This window comes from Lacinutrix sp. C3R15, assembly GCF_018860825.1.
Classification (GTDB): Bacteria; Bacteroidota; Bacteroidia; order Flavobacteriales; family Flavobacteriaceae; genus Oceanihabitans.
In genome coordinates this window covers 135,385-158,053 of sequence record NZ_JAHKPZ010000015.1, presented here as the reverse complement: position 1 = coordinate 158,053, position 22,669 = coordinate 135,385, and the positions used below count along the sequence as shown (strand labels likewise).

Genomic DNA, 22,669 nt, shown 5'->3' with positions numbered 1-22,669 from the left:
GGTACAAAAGCGTACTCATGCTGACTAGCAAAGATGGTAGAATACTCGGAAGTTAGCTTTAAAATTCGGTCGCTTAATCTGTAAGCTGCTTTTGAATATGACTTCCTAATTTCCAAAAGCCCGAACATAGAAACAGTGTTCAATTTGTTCAGCTAAATGCAATGCAAATGAAATACTTTTTTTTGAATTGCAATCTTTTTTTTTTTAAATTTTTACATTTTAAAAAAAATGCATAAAAAAAAGTACGTACTTAACAAGCACGTACTTTTATATGGTATAACAACTAAAAAATTATAACATTTTTAAGGTATTCACTTCTTGTTCTGTTAGGTGTTTCCAGTGCCCACGAGGAATATCTTTTTTAGTAAGATGCCCAATTGCTACACAATCTACACTAATTACATCATATTTTAAATAATCAAAAATAGTACGAATAATAGTATTACCTGTATTTTTAATTTTAAGACCTATTTCTTTTTTAGAACCTCCATCTATATAACTAATTTCTTCAACAGTAATCAGTTTACCTTCTACTTTAAAGCCTTCTCTAATTTTTTTAAGATCTTCTACTTTAAGGTTTTTATCTAATTCTATTTGAAATAAACGTGGTACGCCATTTTTAGAGTTCGTGAATTTTTTAGCTACTAAATCATCATTGGTAAAAAACAATAACCCTTTACTGTTTCTTCCTAATCTACCTATTGGTTTAATTCTTGAATTGGTTGCGTTGGCAACTAAATCCATAACAGTACGACCTTTACCTTCACTTGTAGTGGTTGCAAAACCTTTTGGTTTATTAAGTAAAACGTATGCTTTCTTTTCTGGGTTTATTCTTGCTCCATCAAAACGCACCTCATCTTCTAGTTTTACTTTGTAACCCATTTCTGTTACAATTTTTCCGTTTACAGAAACCAAACCTGTTGCTATATGCATATCTGCATCTCTACGAGAACAAATACCAGAATTTGCTACATATTTATTTAAACGTATTGCATCTGGATTAGATGGTTTTTGTGCTTTTTTTGGCGCTACTTGCTTTTTTATTGGAGCATTTCCTCTTGCATTGCTTTGGTTACGTGTGTTATTATGTCCACGTCCTGAAGGCTTCCCTTTGCTTTTATTTTCTCTTGGCTTACTCATAATTTTTCCCCATATACATGGGAATTTTTTAATTTATTATGCTACAAAGATATAGTATATATTACTATTTATGATTGTTGTGTAATTATTTTTACTGGTAGTAGTTTTACATCCTTTTTATGCATAGAAAAGTGAGTGCTAGTATTTGCTATTAAAACTTCATCTATTAAAAAAAATAGCTCTTTAATTTATATAATTTTATTTAAAAGGAGGTTTACATCTATTAGTAGAATACTAAAAACTCCAGATACAATTATAAATTTTAAAATATTATGCAAAATTAAATATTGTGTTTTTGTGTTCGATTTAAAGAGTAATACCAAAAATACAGCTAATAGAATTGTGCTTAAATAGAAGAAATACATCATTTTACCAACAGGATATCTATATATTAACAAATACGCAGGAACTAATGTTAATATACTTAAAATGCTAAGCATTATTTTAGAAGCCTTTTCACCATAAACAATTGGTATGGTTTTATAATTAAGTGCTAAATCTCCTTTTATGTTTTCTAAATCTTTTACTAATTCTCGCATAGAAACTATTAAAAACAAAAATGCTGCATGAACAAAAATTACCTGTTCAAAATTTTTATAATACATAAAAATGGCAAAAAAAGGTGTAATAGTTAATATTGCTGAAGTAATATTGCCAATAATTGGTGTTTTTTTTAGTTTATGCGAATAAAACCAAATAGCAAAAATATATACCGAAAAGAATAAGACTGCTTTAAACGAAACAGCACTAACCATAATTACAGCAAGAAAATTAAGCACAAAATAAAAAGATAGCTTGGTGTTTTGACTTACCAATTTATCAAGCATTGATTTTTGTGGCCTGTTGATTAGGTCTTTTTCAGAGTCGTAAAAATTATTAATGATATAGCCTCCAGCAATAGTTGCTGCAGAAGCCAAGACAAGCATTAGTAAATTAATATCAAAAACCACTTCGCGAAGCGTTTTATCATGTGCTAAAATAAAAATGGATGTTAGATATTGAGCAAGTATAACAATTAAAATATTGTATCCTCTAACTACAGAAAACATGCTGAAAAACTTTAATAATATGTGTTTTTGTTTTCTAGAAAGCATAGAGTAATTAAATGAGACCTAAACTTACTGAATTTTTAAGACAGAAGTACTGCCTAATTTTAGAAGTTATACACTACTTCTAATTTATACGCATTAAGCGATTTTTTTGCTTTTTCAAAATTTTCTGTAAAGCCTAAAATATAGCCTCCACCACCAGAACCACAAAGTTTTAAGTAGTACTCATTGGTTTCAATTCCTTTTTTCCAAAGTTCATGAAACTGATTTGGTATCATAGGTTTAAAGTTGTTTAAAACTACTTTAGAAAGTTGCTTGGTATTTTTAAATAAGGATTTTATATCGCCTTTTAAAAAATCGTCTACACAAGCATCTGTATGCTTTATAAATTGGTCTTTTAGCATGCTACGAAAACCTTCTTGTTTCATGTTTTCCATAAAAATACTAACCATTGGTGCCGTTTCTCCTGTAATGCCGCTATCTAATAAAAACACAGCTCCTTTACCATCTGTAGTTTGTGAAGGAATTCCTGTTGCTTCGATATTATCTTTAGAATGGATTAAAATAGGAATACTTAAATAACTATTTAAAGGATCTAAACCAGAAGATTTACCATGGAAAAAAGATTCCATTTGAGAAAAAATACTTTTTAATTTTAGCAATTTTTCTCGTGTTAGGTTTTCTAGAACTGTTATTTTATTTTTAGCATACTTATCATAAATAGCTGCTACTAAAGCACCAGAACTACCAACACCATATCCTTGAGGTATTGAAGAATCAAAATACATACCTGAATCTACATCTTTTTGTAATGCTTCAAGATTAAAAAGTACCACTTCTTCATTCATTTGTTTTAAATGTAAAACAAAGTTTTTTAAACTTGCGTTAGATTTTATTGCTTCGGCAGAAGGGTTTTCATCCTTTTTTAGGGCACCATTATAAAAACTATAAGGAATAGATAATCCTTTAGAGTCTTTAATGATTCCGTATTCACCAAAGAGTAAAATTTTCGAGTAAAAAAGAGGTCCTTTCATAGATATTTTTAGCTAGCAGTGTTATCGTTTACAGTAACTTATACCAAATATACGCAATTAATATTAGTTTGGTTTAGCACCAAAGCCAATTGTGTCGCAAATATAATGCCCATTTTGGCAATACGCAACTAATTCATTTTTAATAAATTCAATGCATTTTGCTTTTTCTGCTTCTGGATAAAGCACATGTACATTTGCACCAGCATCAAGTGTAAAGCTAATATGCAAACCAGATTGTTTTCTAAATGCCCAAATAGCATTTATTATTTTTAAGGTATTAGGCTTCATTAAAATAAAATAAGGCATGCTAGTCATCATCATAGCATGTAGTGTAAGTGCTTCGCTTTCTACTATATCTATAAATGCAGTTAAGTCACCAGTCTTAAAAACAGCCATAAGCTTAGTCATATTTTCACTAGCTTGATTAAAACGCTGTTTTGCAAAAGGATGGTTATGCATTAAGTTGTGACCAACAGTACTGCTTACTTGTTTTTCACCTTTATCTACCAACAGAATAGTGTCTTGGTAATTTTTAAAATTATCGTGAACAGTATATGGGTATTTTATTGCAAAAAGATTAGAACTTCCTTCAATATTAGCATGTGTTCCCCAAACAATTAAATCGCCTTCAATACTTCTACAGGCACTACCAGAACCTAATCTAGCTAAAAAAGAAGCTTTTTGATTAAAATATTCTTGTGTAATTTCTGGATGCATTTGTTTTTCCATACTCATTAAACAAAGTGCCAAAGCACTCATGCCAGAAGCAGAAGATGCAATTCCTGAACTATGCGGAAAGGTGTTTTGGGTTTCAATAGTAAAATGATAGTCTTTTAAAAAAGGTAAATACGCTTCAATACGCTTAAAAAAAGTTTCAATTTTAGGTTTAAAATCTTGGTTCTTTTTTCCTTCAAAAATCACATCAAAAGAAAACGAACCTTTATTTTCCTTTTTAGCAAAATTCACACTAGTTATTGTTTTACAAGCATCTAAAGTAAAACTTATAGATGGGTTTTCTGGTATTTGATTTTCCTTTTTTCCCCAGTATTTAACTAAAGCAATGTTGCTTGGTGATGACCAGGAAACAGAACCTTCATCTATTTTTTTTATTGCTAACTTAAATTTGAAATCCAATATATATTTTTTTTCAAAGATACCTTTTTTGAATTATTTTTAGAAACTTAAAAATGACATTAAATTACTCTTTATCTATTACATCTTCTTCATTAATTTCTTGAGAAAATTTAACGCTCTCTTTAGAATTAGGAAGACTCACTATTGCCCTACCATTAGCATTAAAATTAGTAATACCTCTGTACATATTTAAAACTTCGTTAGATTCTATCTAAAAACATAGATAAAACCTACCCTAACCACATGTAAACACCTAAAAAACAATACACAAAAAGTATTATTATTATTTTAAAACAGATAAAAAGGTTGCTTCTTTTGTAGTAAAATAAAAATTTTAGCATGGATAATTTATAAACCCATTCTATTATTCACTATTTTTGATACTATTAGCATTGCTTAATTAAAAATACGAATGGAAAAAGAAAAACGTATTATATTAACCACCTTAGAACTTGTTGTAAAACAAGGTTTTCACGCTACACCTATGTCTCAAATTGCCAGAGAAGCCAATGTTGCTGTAGGTACTATTTACCATTATTTTAAAAACAAAGAGCATATTATTGAAAAAATATTCTTGATGATTTATAAAGACTTTGGTACAGTGATGCTAACAAACATTAGACCTGTTGACGATTACAAAACAAAATTTTCTACCATGTGGCGTAATTTATACAACTATTTTTTAAGTAATCCTTTAGCTTTTTATTTTGTAGAATATGTTGGTGTTCCGCCACTTATCACACCTGAAATTGCTAAAAAATCAAAACCTTTTTATGCAGAAGTAGTAGACTTTTGTATAGAAGGAGTACAAACAAAAAAACTAAAAAACATAGATGAAGTTCTTATCACTAATTTATGTTATGGCATTATATCTTCTGCTGTAAAGCTTAAAATTAAGAAAGAATTACCTATGAGTGAAAAACAAGTAAACCAAACCATTGAAGCTTGTTGGAATGCTGTAAAACATGAATAACTCCCTTTTATTGAATTAAATCTATTAGCTTTTTCATGGTTTTATAATTTCTTGCTGTTGCAGGTGTTTTTAATGTACGTTCAAAATAATTAGCATTAAATTTTGACTTTCCGTAACCAGCAGGATTATAAAAATAAATGCAGTTATTAACAATCTTAAACTCTTCCTCTTTATATTCTTTTTTAGAAGCTATTGCAACTGCATTTTTTTCTGGAGTTTCTTGTAATAATAAAAAATAACTTGCTACTTTTTTATCTTCTTCAAAAGGGCAACTCTTAAAAATTAGTTCTAGTTCTTGTTTTGTTTTTACTAAAACTGCCACCTCAAATTGAAAATAAGATGTAATGGCCTCACCAATAATAGCTTCGATAGTTTTAGTGTTTTTTTCTGAAGACTGTAAAACCACATTTCCGCTTTGTATATAGGTTTGCACATTTTGAAAACCTGTTTTTATTAACAGTTCGCGCAAAGCAGCCATTGGTATTTTTTTATGTCCACCAACATTAATCCCTCTTAATAAAGCTATATAAGTATTCATTTTATTTAGAAATATGTTGCGAAGCAATAAAAGCTCCTGTCCACGCATTTTGAAAATTAAAACCTCCTGTTATGGCATCTACATTAACAACTTCACCTGCAAAATATAGGTTTTTATGAAGTTTACTTTCAAAAGTTTTAAAATTTATTTCTTTTAAATCTATTCCTCCTGCAGTTACAAATTCATCTTTAAATGTACTTTTACCCTCTATATTAAACGCTGCTTTTGTTAATTGTGCAGCAAGTTCTTCCAGCTGTGTTTTATTTAAATCTGCCCAACGTGTTTCTTCCTGTATTTTTGATGCTATTACTAATTGCTGCCACAAACGTTTAGGCAAATCAAATTGTGGTGCTTTTAAAACCATCTTTTTTGCCAGATTCAATTTTAAGCCTTTTAAAACATCTAAACAGTCTAGAAAAGTCTTTTTAATAAAATTAACTTCAATAGTAAAATTATAATCCAGCTTAGCGAGCTCTAAAGCACCAAAAGCTGAGAGTTTTAAAATTGCAGGAGCACTAAAACCAACATGTGTAATTAGTAAAGGTCCTTCTGAAAACAAGGAAGTACCTACAACTTGTATTTCTACATTTTGCGCTACTACTCCAGGAATATTTTTTATACGTTTATCTTTACAATTAAAAGTAAATAACGAAGGTACAGGTTGTATTACAGTATGATCAAGTGTTTCAAGAAGTTTCCACATTTTAGGGCTACTTCCTGTTGCTACCAGTATTTTTTTTGCTAAAAACTCTTCTGATTGTGTAATAACACGCCAAGCAGCTTCTTCTTTTTCAATAGCTTTTACTGTTTGGCTATAAAACACTGCTACCTGATGCTTTTTAGTTTCGCTTAAAAAACAATCTATAATGGTTTGTGATGAGTTTGACTCTGGAAACATGCGACCATCTTCTTCTATCTTTAAAGCAACTCCGCGTTCTTCAAACCAAGCAATAGTATCCCCTGTCATAAATTGATGAAAAGGGCCAAGTAGTTCTTTTTCTCCTCTTGGGTAATTAAGTACTAATTCTTGAGGTATAAACTCGGCATGCGTAACATTACAGCGTCCTCCTCCAGAAATCTTAACCTTTTGTAAACCTTCTTTTCCTTTTTCAAGTATAGCAATAGATAGTTCTGGGTTTTGAACAGCAATATTAATTGCCGCAAAAAAACCTGCAGCTCCTCCTCCTATAATAATAACGTCTTTTTGTTTCATACTTTTTAAAAACCACGTAAATTTAGCATTAATAAATGAAAACTGCTTTGAATAAATTTCTAATCCTACTATTATTTTTTTACGGAAGCTGCAACACAAAAAACATTGTAAATATTACAAATTTACCTGCTGATTTAAATGAAGTATCCGGAACCGAGATTGCTACCAATTCTAATCTTATCTGGATGGTAAATGACAGTGGTAATAAACCTAAACTTTTTGGTCTTGATGCTAAAGGAAAAATTAAACAAGAATTAAAAATCAATGCCAAAAACCATGACTGGGAAGACTTAACAAGTGATGACCAAGGCAATCTTTATATTGGTGATTTTGGTAATAATGCTAGTAAACGCAAAAATTTAGCAATTTTAAAAGTACAAGCTTCTAGCTTAACAAATGATACTACTGTCATGGTAGAACGCATATTGTTTAGTTATCCAGATCAAAAAAAATTTCCACCAAAAAAGAAACAACTTTATTTTGACTGCGAAGCGTTTTTTTACTTCAATAATAATTTATACTTATTTACTAAAAGTCGAGTTAAAGGAGATTATGGTAAAACAAATGTATACAAAATCCCTGCAGAAGCAGGAACTCATGAAGCGCAACTTGTAGGTTCTTTTAATGGCTGTACCGATTCAAAATGCTGGATAACCTCAGCAGATATTAGTCCTGATAAAAAAACAATGGTGCTCTTAAGTCAGAAATCCATTTTACTTTTCTCTAATTTTAAAGGTGATGCTTTTTTTAATGGCACGATAAAAGAGTTTCCTTTTGAGCACATATCTCAAAAAGAAAGCATTTGCTTTAAAGATGAAACAACACTATATATCACTGATGAAAAAGCACATAATACAGGAGGTAATTTATATGAGTTTCACCTTAATTAACTCTAAAAGCACCTTTTTATATAAAATGAAAGTTTTACTATAATTTTAGACTAAACAGTCTGCATATTAAACTTTAATTAAATGTTTAGTATTTTTACTTAAAATCATATTTCTTTTATGAACAACCTAATAGCTGATGCAGAAAAACATGTTGTTAACTTATTAAACACGCATTTAAAAAATAGCTTTGTTTACCATAATATAACACATACACAAAATGTAGTACAAAAAGCTACCGAATTAGCAGATTTAGCGAAGCTAGATGAACATAGTAAAACACTTTTAATTGTAAGCGCTTGGTTTCATGATGTTGGTTTTATTAAAAATATTGATGCTCATGAAATGCACAGTGCTGCCTTAGCTACAGAATTTTTAAAAGAACATAATTGTACTACCGAAGACATTAAACTTGTTACTAGTTTAATTTTAGCAACAACAATGGGTTTTACACCAAAAACACAGCTAGAAAAATTTATTCGTGATGCAGATTGCGCGCATGTTGGAAGCAAAAATTTTGAAGATGTAACAGAACTTTTAAAAAAAGAGTTAGAGTTAACAAACCAAAAACAAATTACAGATTTAGAATGGCTAGACCAAAACATTAATTTTCTCACTCAAGACCACAAGTTTAATAGTGATTTAGCGATTTCATTATGGGAAAAAGGTAAAAGTAAAAACCTAGCAAAACTATTAAGAAACCAAAGCAAAATTAAAAAGGATACTTTAAAATTAAAACAGAAAAAAGACGAATTAAATTTTAAAAAAAATAAAATAGAAATTCCAGAACGCGGTATAGAAACCATGTTTAGAGTTACGCTTAAAAACCATATTACTTTAAGTAATATAGCAGATACAAAAGCAAACATTTTACTATCTGTAAATGCTATTATTGTGTCTTTAGTATTAGCAAATCTTTTACCTAAATTAGACAACCCATCTAATCAATATTTAATTTACCCAACTTTAGTTTTTGTTCTTTTTACAGTAGCTTCTATAATCTTGTCTGTTTTAGCAACTAGACCAAATATTACCAGAGGAAAATTTACTAAAGAAGATGTTGCTAACAAAAAAGTAAACTTACTCTTTTTTGGTAATTTTCATAAAATGAAGTTAGACGAATTTGAATGGGCAATGGGAGAAATGATGAAAGACAAAGACTACTTATATTCTACTATGAAAAAAGATTTGTATTTTCTAGGTTTGGTATTAAACAGAAAATACAAATTGTTACGTATTACTTACACCGTGTTTATGGTAGGTATTATTTGTAGTGTATTTGCCTTTTCTCTAGCTTTTAAATATGCTGGATACTAAGCTTTAATTTCTTTCATTAAATCATTATAGGTATAAAAAGCTTTATCCTCTTTATTAATATGATATAGCACACTAACTCTAATTGCTTTTAAACCGGTTACTGCTTGTAAATCTTGTAACTCTACAATTTCAATATCTGTATCTAGATAATGCTTCGCTTGTAAAAATTTAATATAACGTAAATACTCTATTTCGTCTTCTTTTTGCGAGTACACAATGGTTATCTTTCCTTTTTCTGTAACACGCTTACTAGTACCTTTTATATAGGCTTTATCTACGCGTTTTTTCACTATTTCATATCTAGCGTTATAGGTACCATCTACATCAAATTGCTTTTCATCCATTCTAAAACTTATAGATAATGGTTGATTAAAAACCAATATCATAGATGCAACATCTAATGCTAACGGAAAATTAGATTTCATTTGGTAATAGGCATTTTCCATTTCGCACATTACCTGCAACTGCCACAATCTTAAATTATATAAATAAATTGGATTAAAGCTATCTTCTTTAGTAATAGACTCACCAATGTACATATTATGTTCTACACCATCTGTTTTAAAACGCTCAAAATAATGTGGATACATTTTTTGTGCATCTTCTTGTTTTTCATCTAAAAGCGATGCCATTGCCTTATTAATTGCAGCTACAGTATCATCATATTGTTTTCTATGATTATAAACCACATTAATTGTAGAATCAATACTCTTATAATAATTTTCTATTTCTAGTTTTAATGATTCTTCTTGAGATAAATGCTCTAAAAATGGTTTTATATCTTCATTAAAAAACAAAGTGATTTGTTGCTCACTATCTACCTTAAAATGATCTTTTAAACCTTTTAAATATTCATTTATTTGAAAAACAAGTTGCTCATAAACAGGAAGATTTTCAAGTTTTAAAGCACTTTTAATAATAGATTTTACGGTATTTAATTGTACTATTAAATCTTGTTTGGTAGCTTTATTTCTAGCTTCCGAAGAACCTTTAATATCTATTTGCCCATATAATGGATAAATATTATCGAAAGCAATTTTATTAAAACTTGGCGATTTCCCTTCGGCTTGCGCTCTAATAAAATTCCTTGCTTCTTTTACAAATCGCCAATTTACACTAGAATGAATAGAGGTGCATTCTTGTTGAATTACAGCTTCAATTAAGTTTTCTTCTTCATTTTTTGAACGCTTTACAGCAGAAACTATAAAAGGCATTATATCTGCAAGTTTATTGGCATTTATGCTATTTAAAACCTGAGGTTTATATGAAATAATCTCAAGAATACCCATGACTTCATCATTTGTTGCAATAGGTGCTAAAATAGCGCTTTGTATTCCTTGATTATGCAGTGTCTTTATATGTGGTATTTTTCCTTTAGTATTTTCAAACATAAGGTTAACATTAGACACTGTAAAAAACTTTTTTTCATTTAAAAGCCTGTTGTACGACCAATTACACAAAGCATCAGAACATTTTGAAGTATCTAAATCATGTAGTAAAAAACTACCTATTCCTGCACCATAAACACGCTCAAAAACATCTTCTTCTTTATTGTAAAGAGAAAAACCTACCTCAATATCTTTTAAACTTAATAATGAACGAAAAATCTCTTGAAAACCTTCCATAAAAGTATGGTCTTTACGCTTGTTTTCACCTATTAAAGAAGACTTTATATTAGATATAGATTGATCATCTGTAACATCAAACATATTAGATATTACAAAGCCTTTAAACTCATAACTATTTGGTGGAAACTTTTCTTTCCACATGTCCATATTCTCAAAGTTATCTAATAACTCATCATAATCTTCTTGTGTTATTTTTGGTGCATTTTCGTTAGGAATAATTTCTGTAAAATCTGCATTATATAAAATTTTATAATAACGCATTACACCATTAACATCTGGTATTTCGTAATAAAAAGGTCTTTTAAAATCTAAAGAATAACCATAGTAAAAGTTTAAAATAACAGCACAAAAGCTAATATACCTATCGTCTTCTGGTAAGTTTTTTATTTTTAATTCAAAATTTTCACCTGCTGTTTTAACAATAGATTTAAATCTTTCAGAAGAGTTAAAAATAACATCTTCAAAAGGTATAGATGCTGTTTTTATTTCATTTTTAGTGAGCACAGGACTAAAAGAGTCTTGTAGTAAAATTTGAATTTCATTTTTGTATTTTTCAAGTAATTGGTAATCTGAAAACCCTTCACGAAGTACAGGATAAGGTGCTGCAGTTTCTAAAACTCGTTTTGCTTTGTTTGCAATAAACGCATCAGAATTAGTGGATAAATCTTCATATTGTTCTAATAGCTTATTAAAACTAATCTTAAAACGCATTGGGGATTCTGATGGGTAATTTTCTTTCATTTAAGACTATTTATACGTACAAAATTACAAATTATATTTATTAGTCGTACTACCTGTTAATCCTTAACAGTTTATTTCCTTACTCACACTATTCAACGTATTTAGAACTTTATGGTTCATTTTATAATTATATCTCTAAATTTAATTAAATTTACTGATTATCAAGCTATTATATCAATAAAAACTAACCAAATGAAACGTGCAACAAAAAAAAACACTTTATGTGTTTTACTATTACTTTTTTTAAGCTTTACGACAAAGTTAAAAGGGCAAAACTGGATAGAAACAAATGAAAATGAAAACTATATTGCAAGGCATGAATTTGGATTTGTACAAGCTGGTGATCAATTTTTTATTTTTGGAGGTAGAGAATCTCCTAAAATTGTAGAAGTATACAATTACACTTCTAACACTTGGTCTCAAGGAGGAATGGCTCCTGTAGATTTTAATCATTTTCAAGCCATTACTTATGAAGGTTTAATTTGGGTAATTGGTGCTTTTAAAACCAATGAACCCAACCCAGAGCTGTCTGCCGATTATATTTATATGTACAATCCAGTTAGTCAACAATGGATTCAAGGTATGGAATTACCCGCTGACAGAAAACGTGGATCTGGAGGCTTAGCCATGCATAATAACAAATTTTATCTAGTTGGCGGAAATGTATATGGACATAGTGGAGGTTATGTTCCTTACTTTGATGAGTTTGATCCTGCTACAGGAACATTTACCTCTTTAACCGACGCTCCACATGCAAGAGATCATTTTCAAGCAATTACATACAATAATAAACTTTATGCCGTAGGAGGCAGACTAACCGGAAGTACTGGAGGCCTATTTGCTCCTCAAGTACCTGAAGTAGATGTATATGATTTTAATACAAACACCTGGTCTACCTTAGATGCTAGTAGTAATATATTAACACCAAGAGCTGGTGCTGCTACTGTTTTGTTTCAAAATGAAATATATGTTATAGGAGGAGAAACTACTTATGGAAGTGCTACAGGAAACAATGGGCAACGTGATATTGTTGAAGCCTTTAATCCCTTAACAGAAAGCTGGACAACTAAAGATAATTTAAATTATGACAGACATGGTATTCAAGCCATAGTTTCTGGCGATGGCATTCATGTTATTAGTGGCTCTAGTGGTGGAACCTCTATGAGAAACATGGAATATTATAACATAAATAACCCAACCGGAAACCCAAATATAAATAGCGTATTTGCCGCAGACGAAAGCGTAAAAACTTTTGAATACGGAACCAATGATGGCACTGTAACTATACCTATAACACTATCTAATACTATAGGAACCACAGGAACGTATATAGATAACATTACGGTTTCTGGCACACATTACACCTTAAATGAAACCTATGCCAACATGCTTTTAGGTGCTAATAAACATTTAACTATTCAAGTAACTTTAAACAACACCATACTAAACCAAAACAATGGTAATGTGCAAGTAACCTATAATAACAACGCTACTTTAAACATAGCATTAGAAGGCACACTAAATCCTACTTTATCTGTTGCTAATTTCAATGATTTGGAAACTCTTAACATGTATCCAAATCCCGTAAAAGAAACTTTTACACTAAATAAAAACAGCACACAATTAAGCATATTAGATGTAACCGGAAAAATCATCAAAAAATTTATTGGTGATTTTGAATATCATCACGCTTTTAATATAGCAGAACTACCTCAAGGTATTTATTTTATAAAAGTTGAAAATGCACTACAGCAAACCGAAACAAGAAAAATTATTAAAATGTAAAAGAAAGATTTAGATATTTTTTAAACTTTCATCTAATATATTTAAAACAAAAAATCTCTTAAAGTATTGCTACTACAAGAGATTTTTTTTAAATAGAGAGACTCTATGTATTATTACTATCTAGTTACAACTAGAAGATAAGACTTATTGATGATTTTTACAAAAAATGTTTTAAAAACCAAAAGGTCCATAATTCCAATTTGATCCATCACTATAAAAAAGCATCGTTTTAGTATTTCCATCAAAAGTTATATTCGTAGAATTACTTGATGATGCTGAATTACTAGCATAAAACAATCCTCCAAAAGCATATAAAACCGCATTGGTTGTTGTTGATATATTTCTAAGAACATAAGTTCTTCCAGGAACAGTATTAGCTTCTGGTAAGATATATTCTATATCTGTACCATTTAAAACATTTAAATTAATATAATAACCATCTGTTATTCTCGTTGCATTCCCTCCTGGACCACCTTCTAAAGTCAACACTTTAAAAGACACATTTCCATTAACATCTAAAGTACTTAAAGGTGTTGTTGTACCAATTCCTACCTGTGAAAAACCAGCATTTACAAAGAACCCAAAAAAAGATATAAATAAAAACTTTTTCATGACTACGGCATTAGTATTTTATACTCCCAAGCTTGTAACTTAATTGTATCTTCTAAAATATCTTCTTTAGTATTACTCATGTAATTTATATAGGAGCCTTTTACTACATTATTAAAAGACTGTTCTTTACTTGACATGTTTGCAAGAAAAACAACTGTGCTTCCGTTTTTGCTGCGTTTAAATGCTAAAATATTTTTATTAGCAACATCTATTTTTTCAAAAGAGGCAGGTTTTTTACCTCCATGTAAAGCAGAACTAGTGTTTTTAAGTTTCCCTAGTTTTTCTAATACTTTCCAGGTATTTCCTTTAGTATGCGGAAAGCTATCTTTTTCAAAAAACAATAGTCTGTGATCTAAATCATATTCTTGACCAGAATAAATTAATGGCATTCCTGGCGTTAAAAAACTTAAAGCCGTCATGGTTTCACTAGCATCTCCCATGCGTTCTTTAATGGTTCCATTCCATGAATTTTCGTCATGATTTGTAACAAAATTCATTATAATATCATCTGCTTCATAACGCTCAAAATCGGTTTTTAACATCGTAGCATATTCGGTTGCATCCTTTTCTCCTTGTGCAATATGATTCATAGCATGGTGTCTATCCCAACCATAAGCCATATCAAACAACCCGTCTTTTAATAATTCTGGTTTCCAGGCTTCTGCTAGCATAAAAATGTCTTTTTTAGCACGTAGTTCTAGAATGGCTTGTTCCCAAAAATTAGTTGGTACAGAACCTGCAACATCACATCTTAACCCATCTACACCTTCTTCTGTTAACCAATAACTCATGTCTGCAATCATTTCTTTACGCATTTCTTGGTTGTCGTAATTTAAATCTGCAACGTCTGTCCAATCCGTATCCTCTGGATGTATCACTTCTCCTTTTTCATTTTGCGTGTAATATTCTGGATTGGTTTTTAACCAAGTATGATCCCATCCTGTGTGATTAGGTACCCAATCTAAAATCACATAAATCCCATTATCATGTGCTGTATTTACCAGGCTTCTAAAATCTTCAATGGTACCAAATTCTGGATTGATTTTTGTAAAATCGGAAACCGCATAATAGCTTCCTAAATATTTACTTTGTTCTGCTTCTGGAAATTCGGTTGCAAACTTACTATCTTCACCTCCTGTTGCTTTACGTTTTGTTTCTGATATAGGAAATACAGGCATTAACCAAATTACTTTAACTCCTAATTGTTTTAACTGCGGAATGTCTTTTGTAAATTGCTCAAAAGTTCCTTCTGGGGAATATTGTCTAATATTCGCTTCATAAATGACAGCCGTTTCTAAGTCGGAAGCCGAAATTGGTTCTATGCTTATTTGTTCTTCTGAAGCTGTTGCTACTTCTACTTGTTTCTTCTCTTCTTTACATGCTAAAATGCTAAGAAATGCTATGGATAAGATTAATTTTTTCATGCGTATATTTAGTTTAATTCTTCTAATAATAAAATATTTGACTCTACTTCAATTGTGATGTTTCCGTTTGCTACTTCTACTGTTTTTCCGGAATAAAAATCTTTCACTGTATCTCCATCGTTAAAAACAGAAGACACATCGATAGTATGTTTTCCTTTAGGAATATCGATACCAATAATGACGTCATCTTTAAAATCTCCTTTAGTATAGCTTCTACTAAAAAAGTAAGGTGCATTGCTAATCCTAGTATGTTTTCCCGCACCAACCGAAGGATGATTACGTCTAAACTGACCCAATTTTTGCCAATGGCTTAGTACATCTTGTTTTTGAGAAAGTTCTTCCCAATTCATGAAACTTCTTAAAGTAGCGTCTCCAACAGTACCTTCTATGGTTAAATCTCTTGCAGATTCGTCTCCATAATATACTTGTGAAGCTCCTGGAGACAACAATAATCGCGTAGCTGTTTCGTAGGTTTTCTCTCTATTTTTATCGAAAGGTTGTCCGTCGTCATGAGACGTTAAATAGTTTAATACTCCATAATCTTTAAGATTGGTATGTAAAAGACTATCGTATGTTTTGAATTGCTCTTCATAGGATTGCTTTGCAGCATTCCATTTAAATTCAAAATTGATTAGACTATTAAAAGCAGCATCAAAATAATTTACTTTTTTATCTCCAAAGTCGAATGCTTTTCCTGCTGAAATGCCGTAGTTATACACTTCTCCTACCAAGTAAAACGCATTATCGTCTAGAACTTTGTTTGGGTTTTGCTGCTTAAATTCCGCGAAAGCGTTATCACAAACAGCTTTAAACTCTTGCCATACAAAAGATTCGGTGTGTTTTACAGTATCTACTCGGTAACCATCAATACCAAAATCTGTAATGTAATCGCTTAACCATTTCATGATATAAAAACGAGGTGCACGCGGATAACCTGTAGCTTTAAAAAAGGCATCTAATTCTGTAACTTCCTGCTCATAACGACCTTCAGTTTTCCATTTTTCAATCAATTGTGGTGGTAATTCTACAGCTTCGTTACTTTCTGTTTTAATATCTGGCAGATTTTTTACCAAGGTACATGTTACGGTATTTTTGTAATTATCGTAACTACATTGTGGATCTGTTCTTACCCACTCATTTGGCCAAACAGGGTCTTGCTCTGTAACTGGACCTGTATGATTGATAACAGCATCCAATAAGACGCGAATGCCTTTTTTATGTGCTGCAGTAACCAATTTTTTTAAATCCGCTTTGGTTCCTAAATTAGCGTCAATGTTGGTCCAATCTTTTGTCCAATAGCCATGAAAACCATAGGTTACACCAGTACCTTCGTCTGTTCCTCCATGAATTTGTTCTACAATTGGAGACATCCAAATGGCATTAATACCAAGATTGGTAAAGTAACCATCTTCAATTTTTTGTGTAATTCCTTTTAAATCTCCTCCTTCAAAACCACGTAAAACACCTGTTTTTTTGGTTCTATTATAATTAACATCATTGCTTTTATCTCCATTATTAAAACGGTCTGTTAATAAAAAATAGACGTTTGCAGCTTCCCAAACAAAAGGAGTTTGAACTTCTTCTTTTTGTTGCTCTTGAGCAATATCTTGATTTGCTTTTTTTTCGGTTTTACAACTGAAAGCTAGCAAAGTTAATGCGATTAAAAGTATGTTCTTTTTCATGTTATACTTAGTATTTTATTTGTGTTTCAAGGCTATTTGAAGTGTTCCACATTAGATTAAAACGCAAAGTTTTTGAGTTTGCATCGTAATTGAAATCTAATTTTTCACCATTGCTTTTTATACGTTTTGGTGCTTTAGGAAAATGATGAATTACAACATCTAGGTTTTTAGTAGTTGTAACATATTTAGCACCTGTTTCTGCTTCAAATTCTAGTTCTAAATTGTTATTTGATGTTTCAGCTTCAAACTCTAAAATCTCATATTGACCTTTTTCAAAAGCGTTTTTTGTTGCCCCATCATCGTTATATAATGTACGCTCACTTTCTGCTACAGAGGCATCGAAATAGTAATGTAAGTAGAAAGTGTTTCCGTTATATTCTGCAGTGCTTTGCATTGGTTTTGCAGTTGCGATAAATGCACCACCACGAACATAGGTTGGAATGTAATTTTCTTCGGTTTTTACAGCAAGTGTTTGTCCGCCTGCTACTTTTTCATTGGTATAAAAATCAAACCAATTACTGTTTTTAGGAAAGTACACCTCAGCTTCTGTTTGATTTGCATTCACAATTGGTGTTACTAAAAAGTCATTTCCCCAAAGGTAGGTAGATGCATTGGTTTGTAAGTCTTTGTTGTCTTCCTCTTCAAAAAACAAGGCTCGCATTAAAGGCGCACCAGTTTGGTTATTTTCAAACACCAAATTGTAATTATAAGGTAGTAACTGGTAACGTAATTCGATAGACTCTTTTGCAAAGGCTTTCGCTTTATCACTTCTAAAAACAGGTTCTGCAGGCACTTCTTCTTGTGCATGTGGTCTGTAAATTGGTTGAAACACGCCATATTGTAACCATCGCGCATACAGCTCATCATCTAAATTATTACCTGCAAATCCGCCTAAATCGCTATGCATATATGCCAAACCTTGCAGTCCCATTTGCAGCGCAATTTCTGGCTGACTTTGCAATCCTCCCCAAGTTCTATTGACATCTCCAGACCAAGGTATCATCCCGAAACGTTGTGAGCCCGAACTTCCTGCACGCATTAAAATAAACGGTCTTGTATTTGGAAAATTTTGGGTGTACATCTCTTGTACTAGTTCTGCCCAATGGTGACCGTAAATATTATGCACCTCATCTGCTGTACCTTTGGCATGAATTAGATTTTCAGGATGCACTTCTGGCTCTCCTAAATCTCCCCAAACTCCAGAAACCCCTAAATCGGCTAAGTCTTTATAAATATTTTGAAACCATTGTTTTCCTTTTGGATTGAAAATATCTATCAATCCTGTGTTACCAAAATAGAAATCGTAAGTAAACGGATTTCCTATAGAGTCTTTAGCCAAAACATCTGCTTTTACCGCTTCGTCCCAACGGCTTGATGTGGTTAGTACAAAAGGTTCTGTGACTAAAACGGTTTTAACATTATTGTCTTTTAAACCTTTTAGCATTTGTTTTGGGTTTGGAAAAGAATCGCGATCAAAAGCAAGATTCCCCATAGTACCTTGAATGGTTTTTCCGAACCAGAAAATGTCAATAATTATCGCATCTAACGGGATGTTTTCCTCTCTAAATTTTTGAGCAGTAGCTGTTACTTCCTCTTGTGAATGATAACCAAATCGGCTAGAAAAATTACCTAAAGCCCAACGTGGTGGCATGGGTTGTCTTCCTGTAAGTTTTGTAAAATTTTTGGTTACATCTAACCAAGAATCACCAACTACAATTTGATAGGTTTTTCTTCCAGAAATAGTTTCATACGTTAGTGTGTTATCTGCTTTGCTATCTAAATCTAAAAAGCCAATTGGTGCATTATCAAAATGAATAAGATACTTGTTAGAAGACACCACAATTGGCATCGTGTAATTCATTAACTCACTTCTATCTTCGTAACCATAATGTGCTTTATTGTACAATTCTAAACGATTGCCACGTCGACTCATCCCTAACGCTCTTGCGCCTCCACCATATAACACTTCCTCTGGTTTTAGGTTAAAACTAATGGTTTCAAAATCGTCTGTTTTTTGAAAACTATTTTTCACAGAAGTCACTTCTTTTCCGTCTTTCCAATACGAAATATGAAAAGGTGTTTTCGTGATTTTTACTGTTAATTTTTCAGATTGAAAAGTAATTTCATTTTCTGTTTCCTTAAAAGAAACTTTAGAAAAAGCATTGTTTAAAATCACTGCATGCGACTTTTTATGAAGCGCTGTTTCACCTGTTGGTAAAAATGTAGTTTCTATAATTTCAGGACTGTAAAAATGCATGGAATAGCTTCCATCTGAAACTTGAATTTTTAGCTGATTATCTTTAAATTTAACGGATTGATATTCTCTTTTTTGAATCGCATCTTCAAACAACCAAGTAATGGATTCTTCAAAATTAGTACTCCAAAGTGCTTCGTTATGTTTTCCTTCAGGAACGACTTTAGATAGTATGTTTTTTTCTGGAAACCCATTATCTTTTAAAATAGAAATGATACTATTCATGCCTGTAACGGTTTGGCTTATTTCTGTTCGCGAAGTATTTGTTCCTTCTTTACCACCTGCCAAAAAGTACATTTTAGTATCGCTAATATTTGCATGCTGTTTAGTAAATGTATTTACTTGTGGAGCAAACCAAAACGCAGGAGAATACACACCTACTTTACCAAAAATTTCAGGATATTTTAAAGCGGCATAATGCGAAATTAATCCTCCCATAGAGCTACCAAAAATAGCAGTATTACTCTTATTTTTTTTGGTATTGAAATTAGCATCTATATACGGTTTTAATGTATTTACTATAAAATCTACGTAAGCTTCACCTTCGCCACCACCATATTCTGGATGTGTCCAAGGCGAATATTCATCCAGGCGTTTAGAGTCACCATGATCTATACCAACAACAATAAGTTTTAGGTTATCTTTAAATAGTTTATCTAAAATTTCATCTACTTGCCACTCGCCATAACCAGAAGTTTTAGTATCAAAAAGATTTTGCCCATCGTGCATATAAACCACAGGATAGCTTTCATTAGACGTTTTATAATCTGCTGGCAGATACATCCAAACGCGACGTTTTCTGTTTAGTTGTGGTATATGAAATGTTTTAGAAAGAACACTTACATTTTTAGAAGCAGTAGATGCTTCTTCAACAGCAAATAAATGGCTCCAACCTGCTATTTTTACTTTTAGTGTATCGTTTGGTTTATTAAATTTATAAATACGGTTGTCTATTTTTAACCCTTTGTTGGTACTTTCTGAAGTGTCCCAACTCCCTAAGGTAAACTTGAATAAAATACGTTGTTCTGTTTTAGGTAGCGTGATTTGATATTGGCCATTTACTTGTTGTAACTGGTAGTCTTTATTTCCTCCAGACCAACCTTCAAAATCACCTGAAATAAAAACGGAAGCGTCTTTTGGTGTGTCTTCTGGAAGTGCTTCAACAATTATTGTGACTTGTGCTGATAATTGAAAACCAATGAAGAAAATTAGTATATAGATTATGTTTTTCATTTAAAATTGTATTATTCAAAGTGGATTCCTGTTTACACAGGAATGACAATCTAATTTGTTTTCGTGGTTAATAGTAAGCTTCCTTTTTTAGGCAAAACAATCTTGTCTTGCCAAATAAAAGTTTCGCCTGTTATGATGTTTTTTAACGTTTTACCATTTAAACCAATTTCTTCATAGCGTTTTAAATCTATGGTAATTGGTTCTTTATTTTTATTAATAATATGAACAACGGTTTCGCCTTCAATAACTCTAAATAAGAAATACGTTCCCATAAATGGTGCAAAATGAATGGTTTTTCCATTGTGTATTGCATCACTTGATTTTCTATAATGCAATACTTTTTTAAGAAAGCTTTGCATATCTTTTTGCGCATCAGTTAAACCTTTACCAGAAAACGCATTAACAGTATCTCCTTGCCAACCTCCTGGAAAATCGGTACGAATTAAACCATGATCGCCAGGTTTTTTAAAGTCGTTCATTAGTATTTCTGTACCATAATATATTTGCGGAATTCTTGGTAATGCAAGCACATAACTAAGTGCCATTTTTGTGTTTATCACATCGCCTTTTAACTGTGTAAAAATGCGACTCATATCATGATTGTCTGGAAAAATCAAAATATCTTTTGGTGATGCATAAGCAAAATCATTTGCTAAACCTTCGTATATTTTTACAAGTCCTGCATCCCATTTTTCTTCTTCATTGAAAGCATCAACAATATTTTTTTGCATGGCAAAATCCATAGTCGATTTTAAATTAGATTGGTAACCACCCTTATTTTCATGTCCATTTTGCCAATACGCAATTAGCAACGGATTGGTACTCCATTCTTCACCAACAATACTAAAGTTAGGATATTCGTTCATGATGGCTCCAGCCCAATTAGACATGAATGTTTTATCAGGATAAGGATAGGTGTCTTGACGAATTCCGCTAAGATTTAACGTTTCCACCCACCAAATACTATTCTGTATAATATAGTTTGCCATAAACGGATTACGCTGATTTAAATCTGGCATTGCAGATACAAACCATCCTTCTGCCATTTCTTTTTTATCTCTCTTGGAAGCATACAAATCTTGATTGCTTGTACGTCTATGATTCGAGTTATTTAAAGGTGTATTATTCTCAAAACTTTCTTGTTGGTTCACCCAATTTTTAAAAGGTAAATCTTGCATCCACCAATGATTGCTTCCACAATGATTAGCCACTTGGTCCATGATTAAACCTATACCTTTTTCTTTCGCTTTTGTCGCTAATTCTTGGTATTCTTCTAAGCTTCCATAACGTGGATCTACTTGGTAAAAATCGGTCATAGCATAACCATGGTATGAAGATTCTGGCATGTTATTGGTTAATAAAGGACAAGGCCAAATTTGAGTAAATCCCATATCTTCAATATAATCTAAATGCTGAATAATGCCTCGTAAATCACCACCATGACGTGCATAATCATCTTCTCTGTTGATGATTTTTTCCTTTAAACTTTCGTTTATATCATTAAAAGTATCGCCATTTGCAAAACGATCTGGAGTGATTAGATAAATGGCATCTGTACTATCAAAACCTTGATAATCTGAAGCTTCTTTTACACGCGCTTTTACTTTGTAAGTTTGAACAAGGTCTTTTTCTTCATTAAATTTAAAATGAATATTGAATTGTCCTGCTTTAGTGTTTTCTGAAATATTAAGATCTAAAAACAAGTAGTTAGGACTATCTGCTTTATGCACTTTTGTAATAGAAACACCTTCATAATGAATACTTGGTTTGGCATCTGAAATATTTGGATGTTTCACCAACAATTGCACTTCTGTATTTTTAAAACCAACCCACCAGTTTGGCGGTTCAACTCTTTCAATATCGTTTTTTACTTTGGTAACAACCTCTGAAACTCTTGTTTTTGAATTTTCATTACAAGACACATTAATAATAATCCATGTGAAAATTAAAATGTGTTTTAGTTGTTTCATTTTTATTGATTTTTTAAAACTGTCAGGCTTAAAACCTGACAGTTTAAGATAGTTT

General features: G+C 31.4%; 17 protein-coding genes. 4 read left to right on the top strand and 13 right to left on the bottom strand.

The genetic code is table 11. The features are described 5' to 3' along the window. Positions 1 to 291 precede the first annotated feature (291 nt). The 5 genes from KO494_RS06210 to KO494_RS16040 all read right to left on the bottom strand — a co-directional run bounded on the left by KO494_RS06210 (position 292) and on the right by KO494_RS16040 (position 4,544). The gene (locus KO494_RS06210; protein ID WP_215966733.1) at positions 292 to 1,140 is read right to left on the bottom strand and encodes a pseudouridine synthase; all 849 of its coding nucleotides are present in this window, start codon (positions 1,138 to 1,140) and stop codon (positions 292 to 294) included. Positions 1,141 to 1,328: 188 nt separating this feature from the next. Then, positions 1,329 to 2,234, bottom strand: coding sequence for a geranylgeranylglycerol-phosphate geranylgeranyltransferase (locus tag KO494_RS06205; RefSeq protein WP_215966732.1), 906 nt, complete (start codon positions 2,232 to 2,234; stop codon positions 1,329 to 1,331). Positions 2,235 to 2,293: 59 nt separating this feature from the next. Next, positions 2,294 to 3,223 (bottom strand): mevalonate kinase, encoded by a 930-nt coding sequence (locus tag KO494_RS06200; protein ID WP_215966731.1) that lies wholly within the window; start codon positions 3,221 to 3,223, stop codon positions 2,294 to 2,296. Between the two features lie 63 nt (positions 3,224 to 3,286). Beyond that, on the bottom strand, positions 3,287 to 4,360 hold the full coding sequence (locus KO494_RS06195) for a diphosphomevalonate decarboxylase (protein ID WP_215967023.1): 1,074 nt from the start codon (positions 4,358 to 4,360) through the stop codon (positions 3,287 to 3,289). A 61-nt stretch (positions 4,361 to 4,421) separates the two neighbouring features. Then, the gene (locus tag KO494_RS16040) at positions 4,422 to 4,544 is read right to left on the bottom strand and encodes a hypothetical protein (protein WP_256447830.1); all 123 of its coding nucleotides are present in this window, start codon (positions 4,542 to 4,544) and stop codon (positions 4,422 to 4,424) included. Positions 4,545 to 4,769: 225 nt separating this feature from the next. On the opposite strand from KO494_RS16040, the gene KO494_RS06190 reads away from it, so the two are divergent. Beyond that, complete coding sequence (locus KO494_RS06190) at positions 4,770 to 5,330, top strand: TetR/AcrR family transcriptional regulator (protein ID WP_215966730.1); 561 nt, start codon at positions 4,770 to 4,772, stop codon at positions 5,328 to 5,330. 7 nt (positions 5,331 to 5,337) lie between these two features. On the opposite strand, the gene KO494_RS06185 is transcribed toward KO494_RS06190, so the two are convergent. Together KO494_RS06185 and KO494_RS06180 are read right to left on the bottom strand one after the other, a co-directional pair. Further along, positions 5,338 to 5,868, bottom strand: a complete 531-nt coding sequence (locus KO494_RS06185) for a DUF1697 domain-containing protein (protein ID WP_215966729.1) — start codon at positions 5,866 to 5,868, stop codon at positions 5,338 to 5,340. Between the two features lies 1 nt (position 5,869). Next, the gene (locus tag KO494_RS06180; protein ID WP_215966728.1) at positions 5,870 to 7,081 is read right to left on the bottom strand and encodes an NAD(P)/FAD-dependent oxidoreductase; all 1,212 of its coding nucleotides are present in this window, start codon (positions 7,079 to 7,081) and stop codon (positions 5,870 to 5,872) included. A gap of 47 nt (positions 7,082 to 7,128) precedes the next feature. Here KO494_RS06180 and KO494_RS06175 point away from each other — a divergent pair, with 47 nt between their 5' ends. Both KO494_RS06175 and KO494_RS06170 read left to right on the top strand, forming a co-directional pair. Next, a complete protein-coding gene (locus KO494_RS06175) occupies positions 7,129 to 7,971 on the top strand; it encodes a hypothetical protein (RefSeq protein WP_252730337.1) in 843 nt (280 codons plus the stop codon). A 117-nt stretch (positions 7,972 to 8,088) separates the two neighbouring features. Further along, positions 8,089 to 9,285, top strand: coding sequence for a Pycsar system effector family protein (locus tag KO494_RS06170; RefSeq protein ID WP_215966727.1), 1,197 nt, complete (start codon positions 8,089 to 8,091; stop codon positions 9,283 to 9,285). On the opposite strand, the gene KO494_RS06165 is transcribed toward KO494_RS06170, so the two are convergent. Continuing rightward, complete coding sequence (locus KO494_RS06165; RefSeq protein WP_215966726.1) at positions 9,282 to 11,654, bottom strand: GAF domain-containing protein; 2,373 nt, start codon at positions 11,652 to 11,654, stop codon at positions 9,282 to 9,284. The two genes, KO494_RS06170 and KO494_RS06165, sit on opposite strands and share 4 nt — an antisense overlap. 192 nt (positions 11,655 to 11,846) lie before the next feature. Here KO494_RS06165 and KO494_RS06160 point away from each other — a divergent pair, with 192 nt between their 5' ends. Then, the gene (locus KO494_RS06160) at positions 11,847 to 13,439 is read left to right on the top strand and encodes a kelch repeat-containing protein (RefSeq protein WP_215966725.1); all 1,593 of its coding nucleotides are present in this window, start codon (positions 11,847 to 11,849) and stop codon (positions 13,437 to 13,439) included. 171 nt (positions 13,440 to 13,610) lie between these two features. On the opposite strand, the gene KO494_RS06155 is transcribed toward KO494_RS06160, so the two are convergent. The 5 genes from KO494_RS06155 to KO494_RS06130 are packed head-to-tail and all read right to left on the bottom strand — an operon-like array spanning position 13,611 to position 22,614. After that, complete coding sequence (locus KO494_RS06155) at positions 13,611 to 14,051, bottom strand: hypothetical protein (RefSeq protein WP_215966724.1); 441 nt, start codon at positions 14,049 to 14,051, stop codon at positions 13,611 to 13,613. A 2-nt stretch (positions 14,052 to 14,053) separates the two neighbouring features. Beyond that, positions 14,054 to 15,475 (bottom strand): alpha-amylase family glycosyl hydrolase, encoded by a 1,422-nt coding sequence (locus KO494_RS06150; protein WP_215966723.1) that lies wholly within the window; start codon positions 15,473 to 15,475, stop codon positions 14,054 to 14,056. A gap of 8 nt (positions 15,476 to 15,483) precedes the next feature. Continuing rightward, positions 15,484 to 17,157 (bottom strand): alpha-amylase family glycosyl hydrolase, encoded by a 1,674-nt coding sequence (locus KO494_RS06145; protein WP_215966722.1) that lies wholly within the window; start codon positions 17,155 to 17,157, stop codon positions 15,484 to 15,486. Between the two features lie 7 nt (positions 17,158 to 17,164). Then, positions 17,165 to 20,644, bottom strand: a complete 3,480-nt coding sequence (locus tag KO494_RS15970; RefSeq protein ID WP_252730336.1) for a TIM-barrel domain-containing protein — start codon at positions 20,642 to 20,644, stop codon at positions 17,165 to 17,167. Between the two features lie 50 nt (positions 20,645 to 20,694). Beyond that, positions 20,695 to 22,614 (bottom strand): glycoside hydrolase family 13 protein, encoded by a 1,920-nt coding sequence (locus tag KO494_RS06130; RefSeq protein ID WP_215966721.1) that lies wholly within the window; start codon positions 22,612 to 22,614, stop codon positions 20,695 to 20,697. Positions 22,615 to 22,669: the final 55 nt, after the last annotated feature.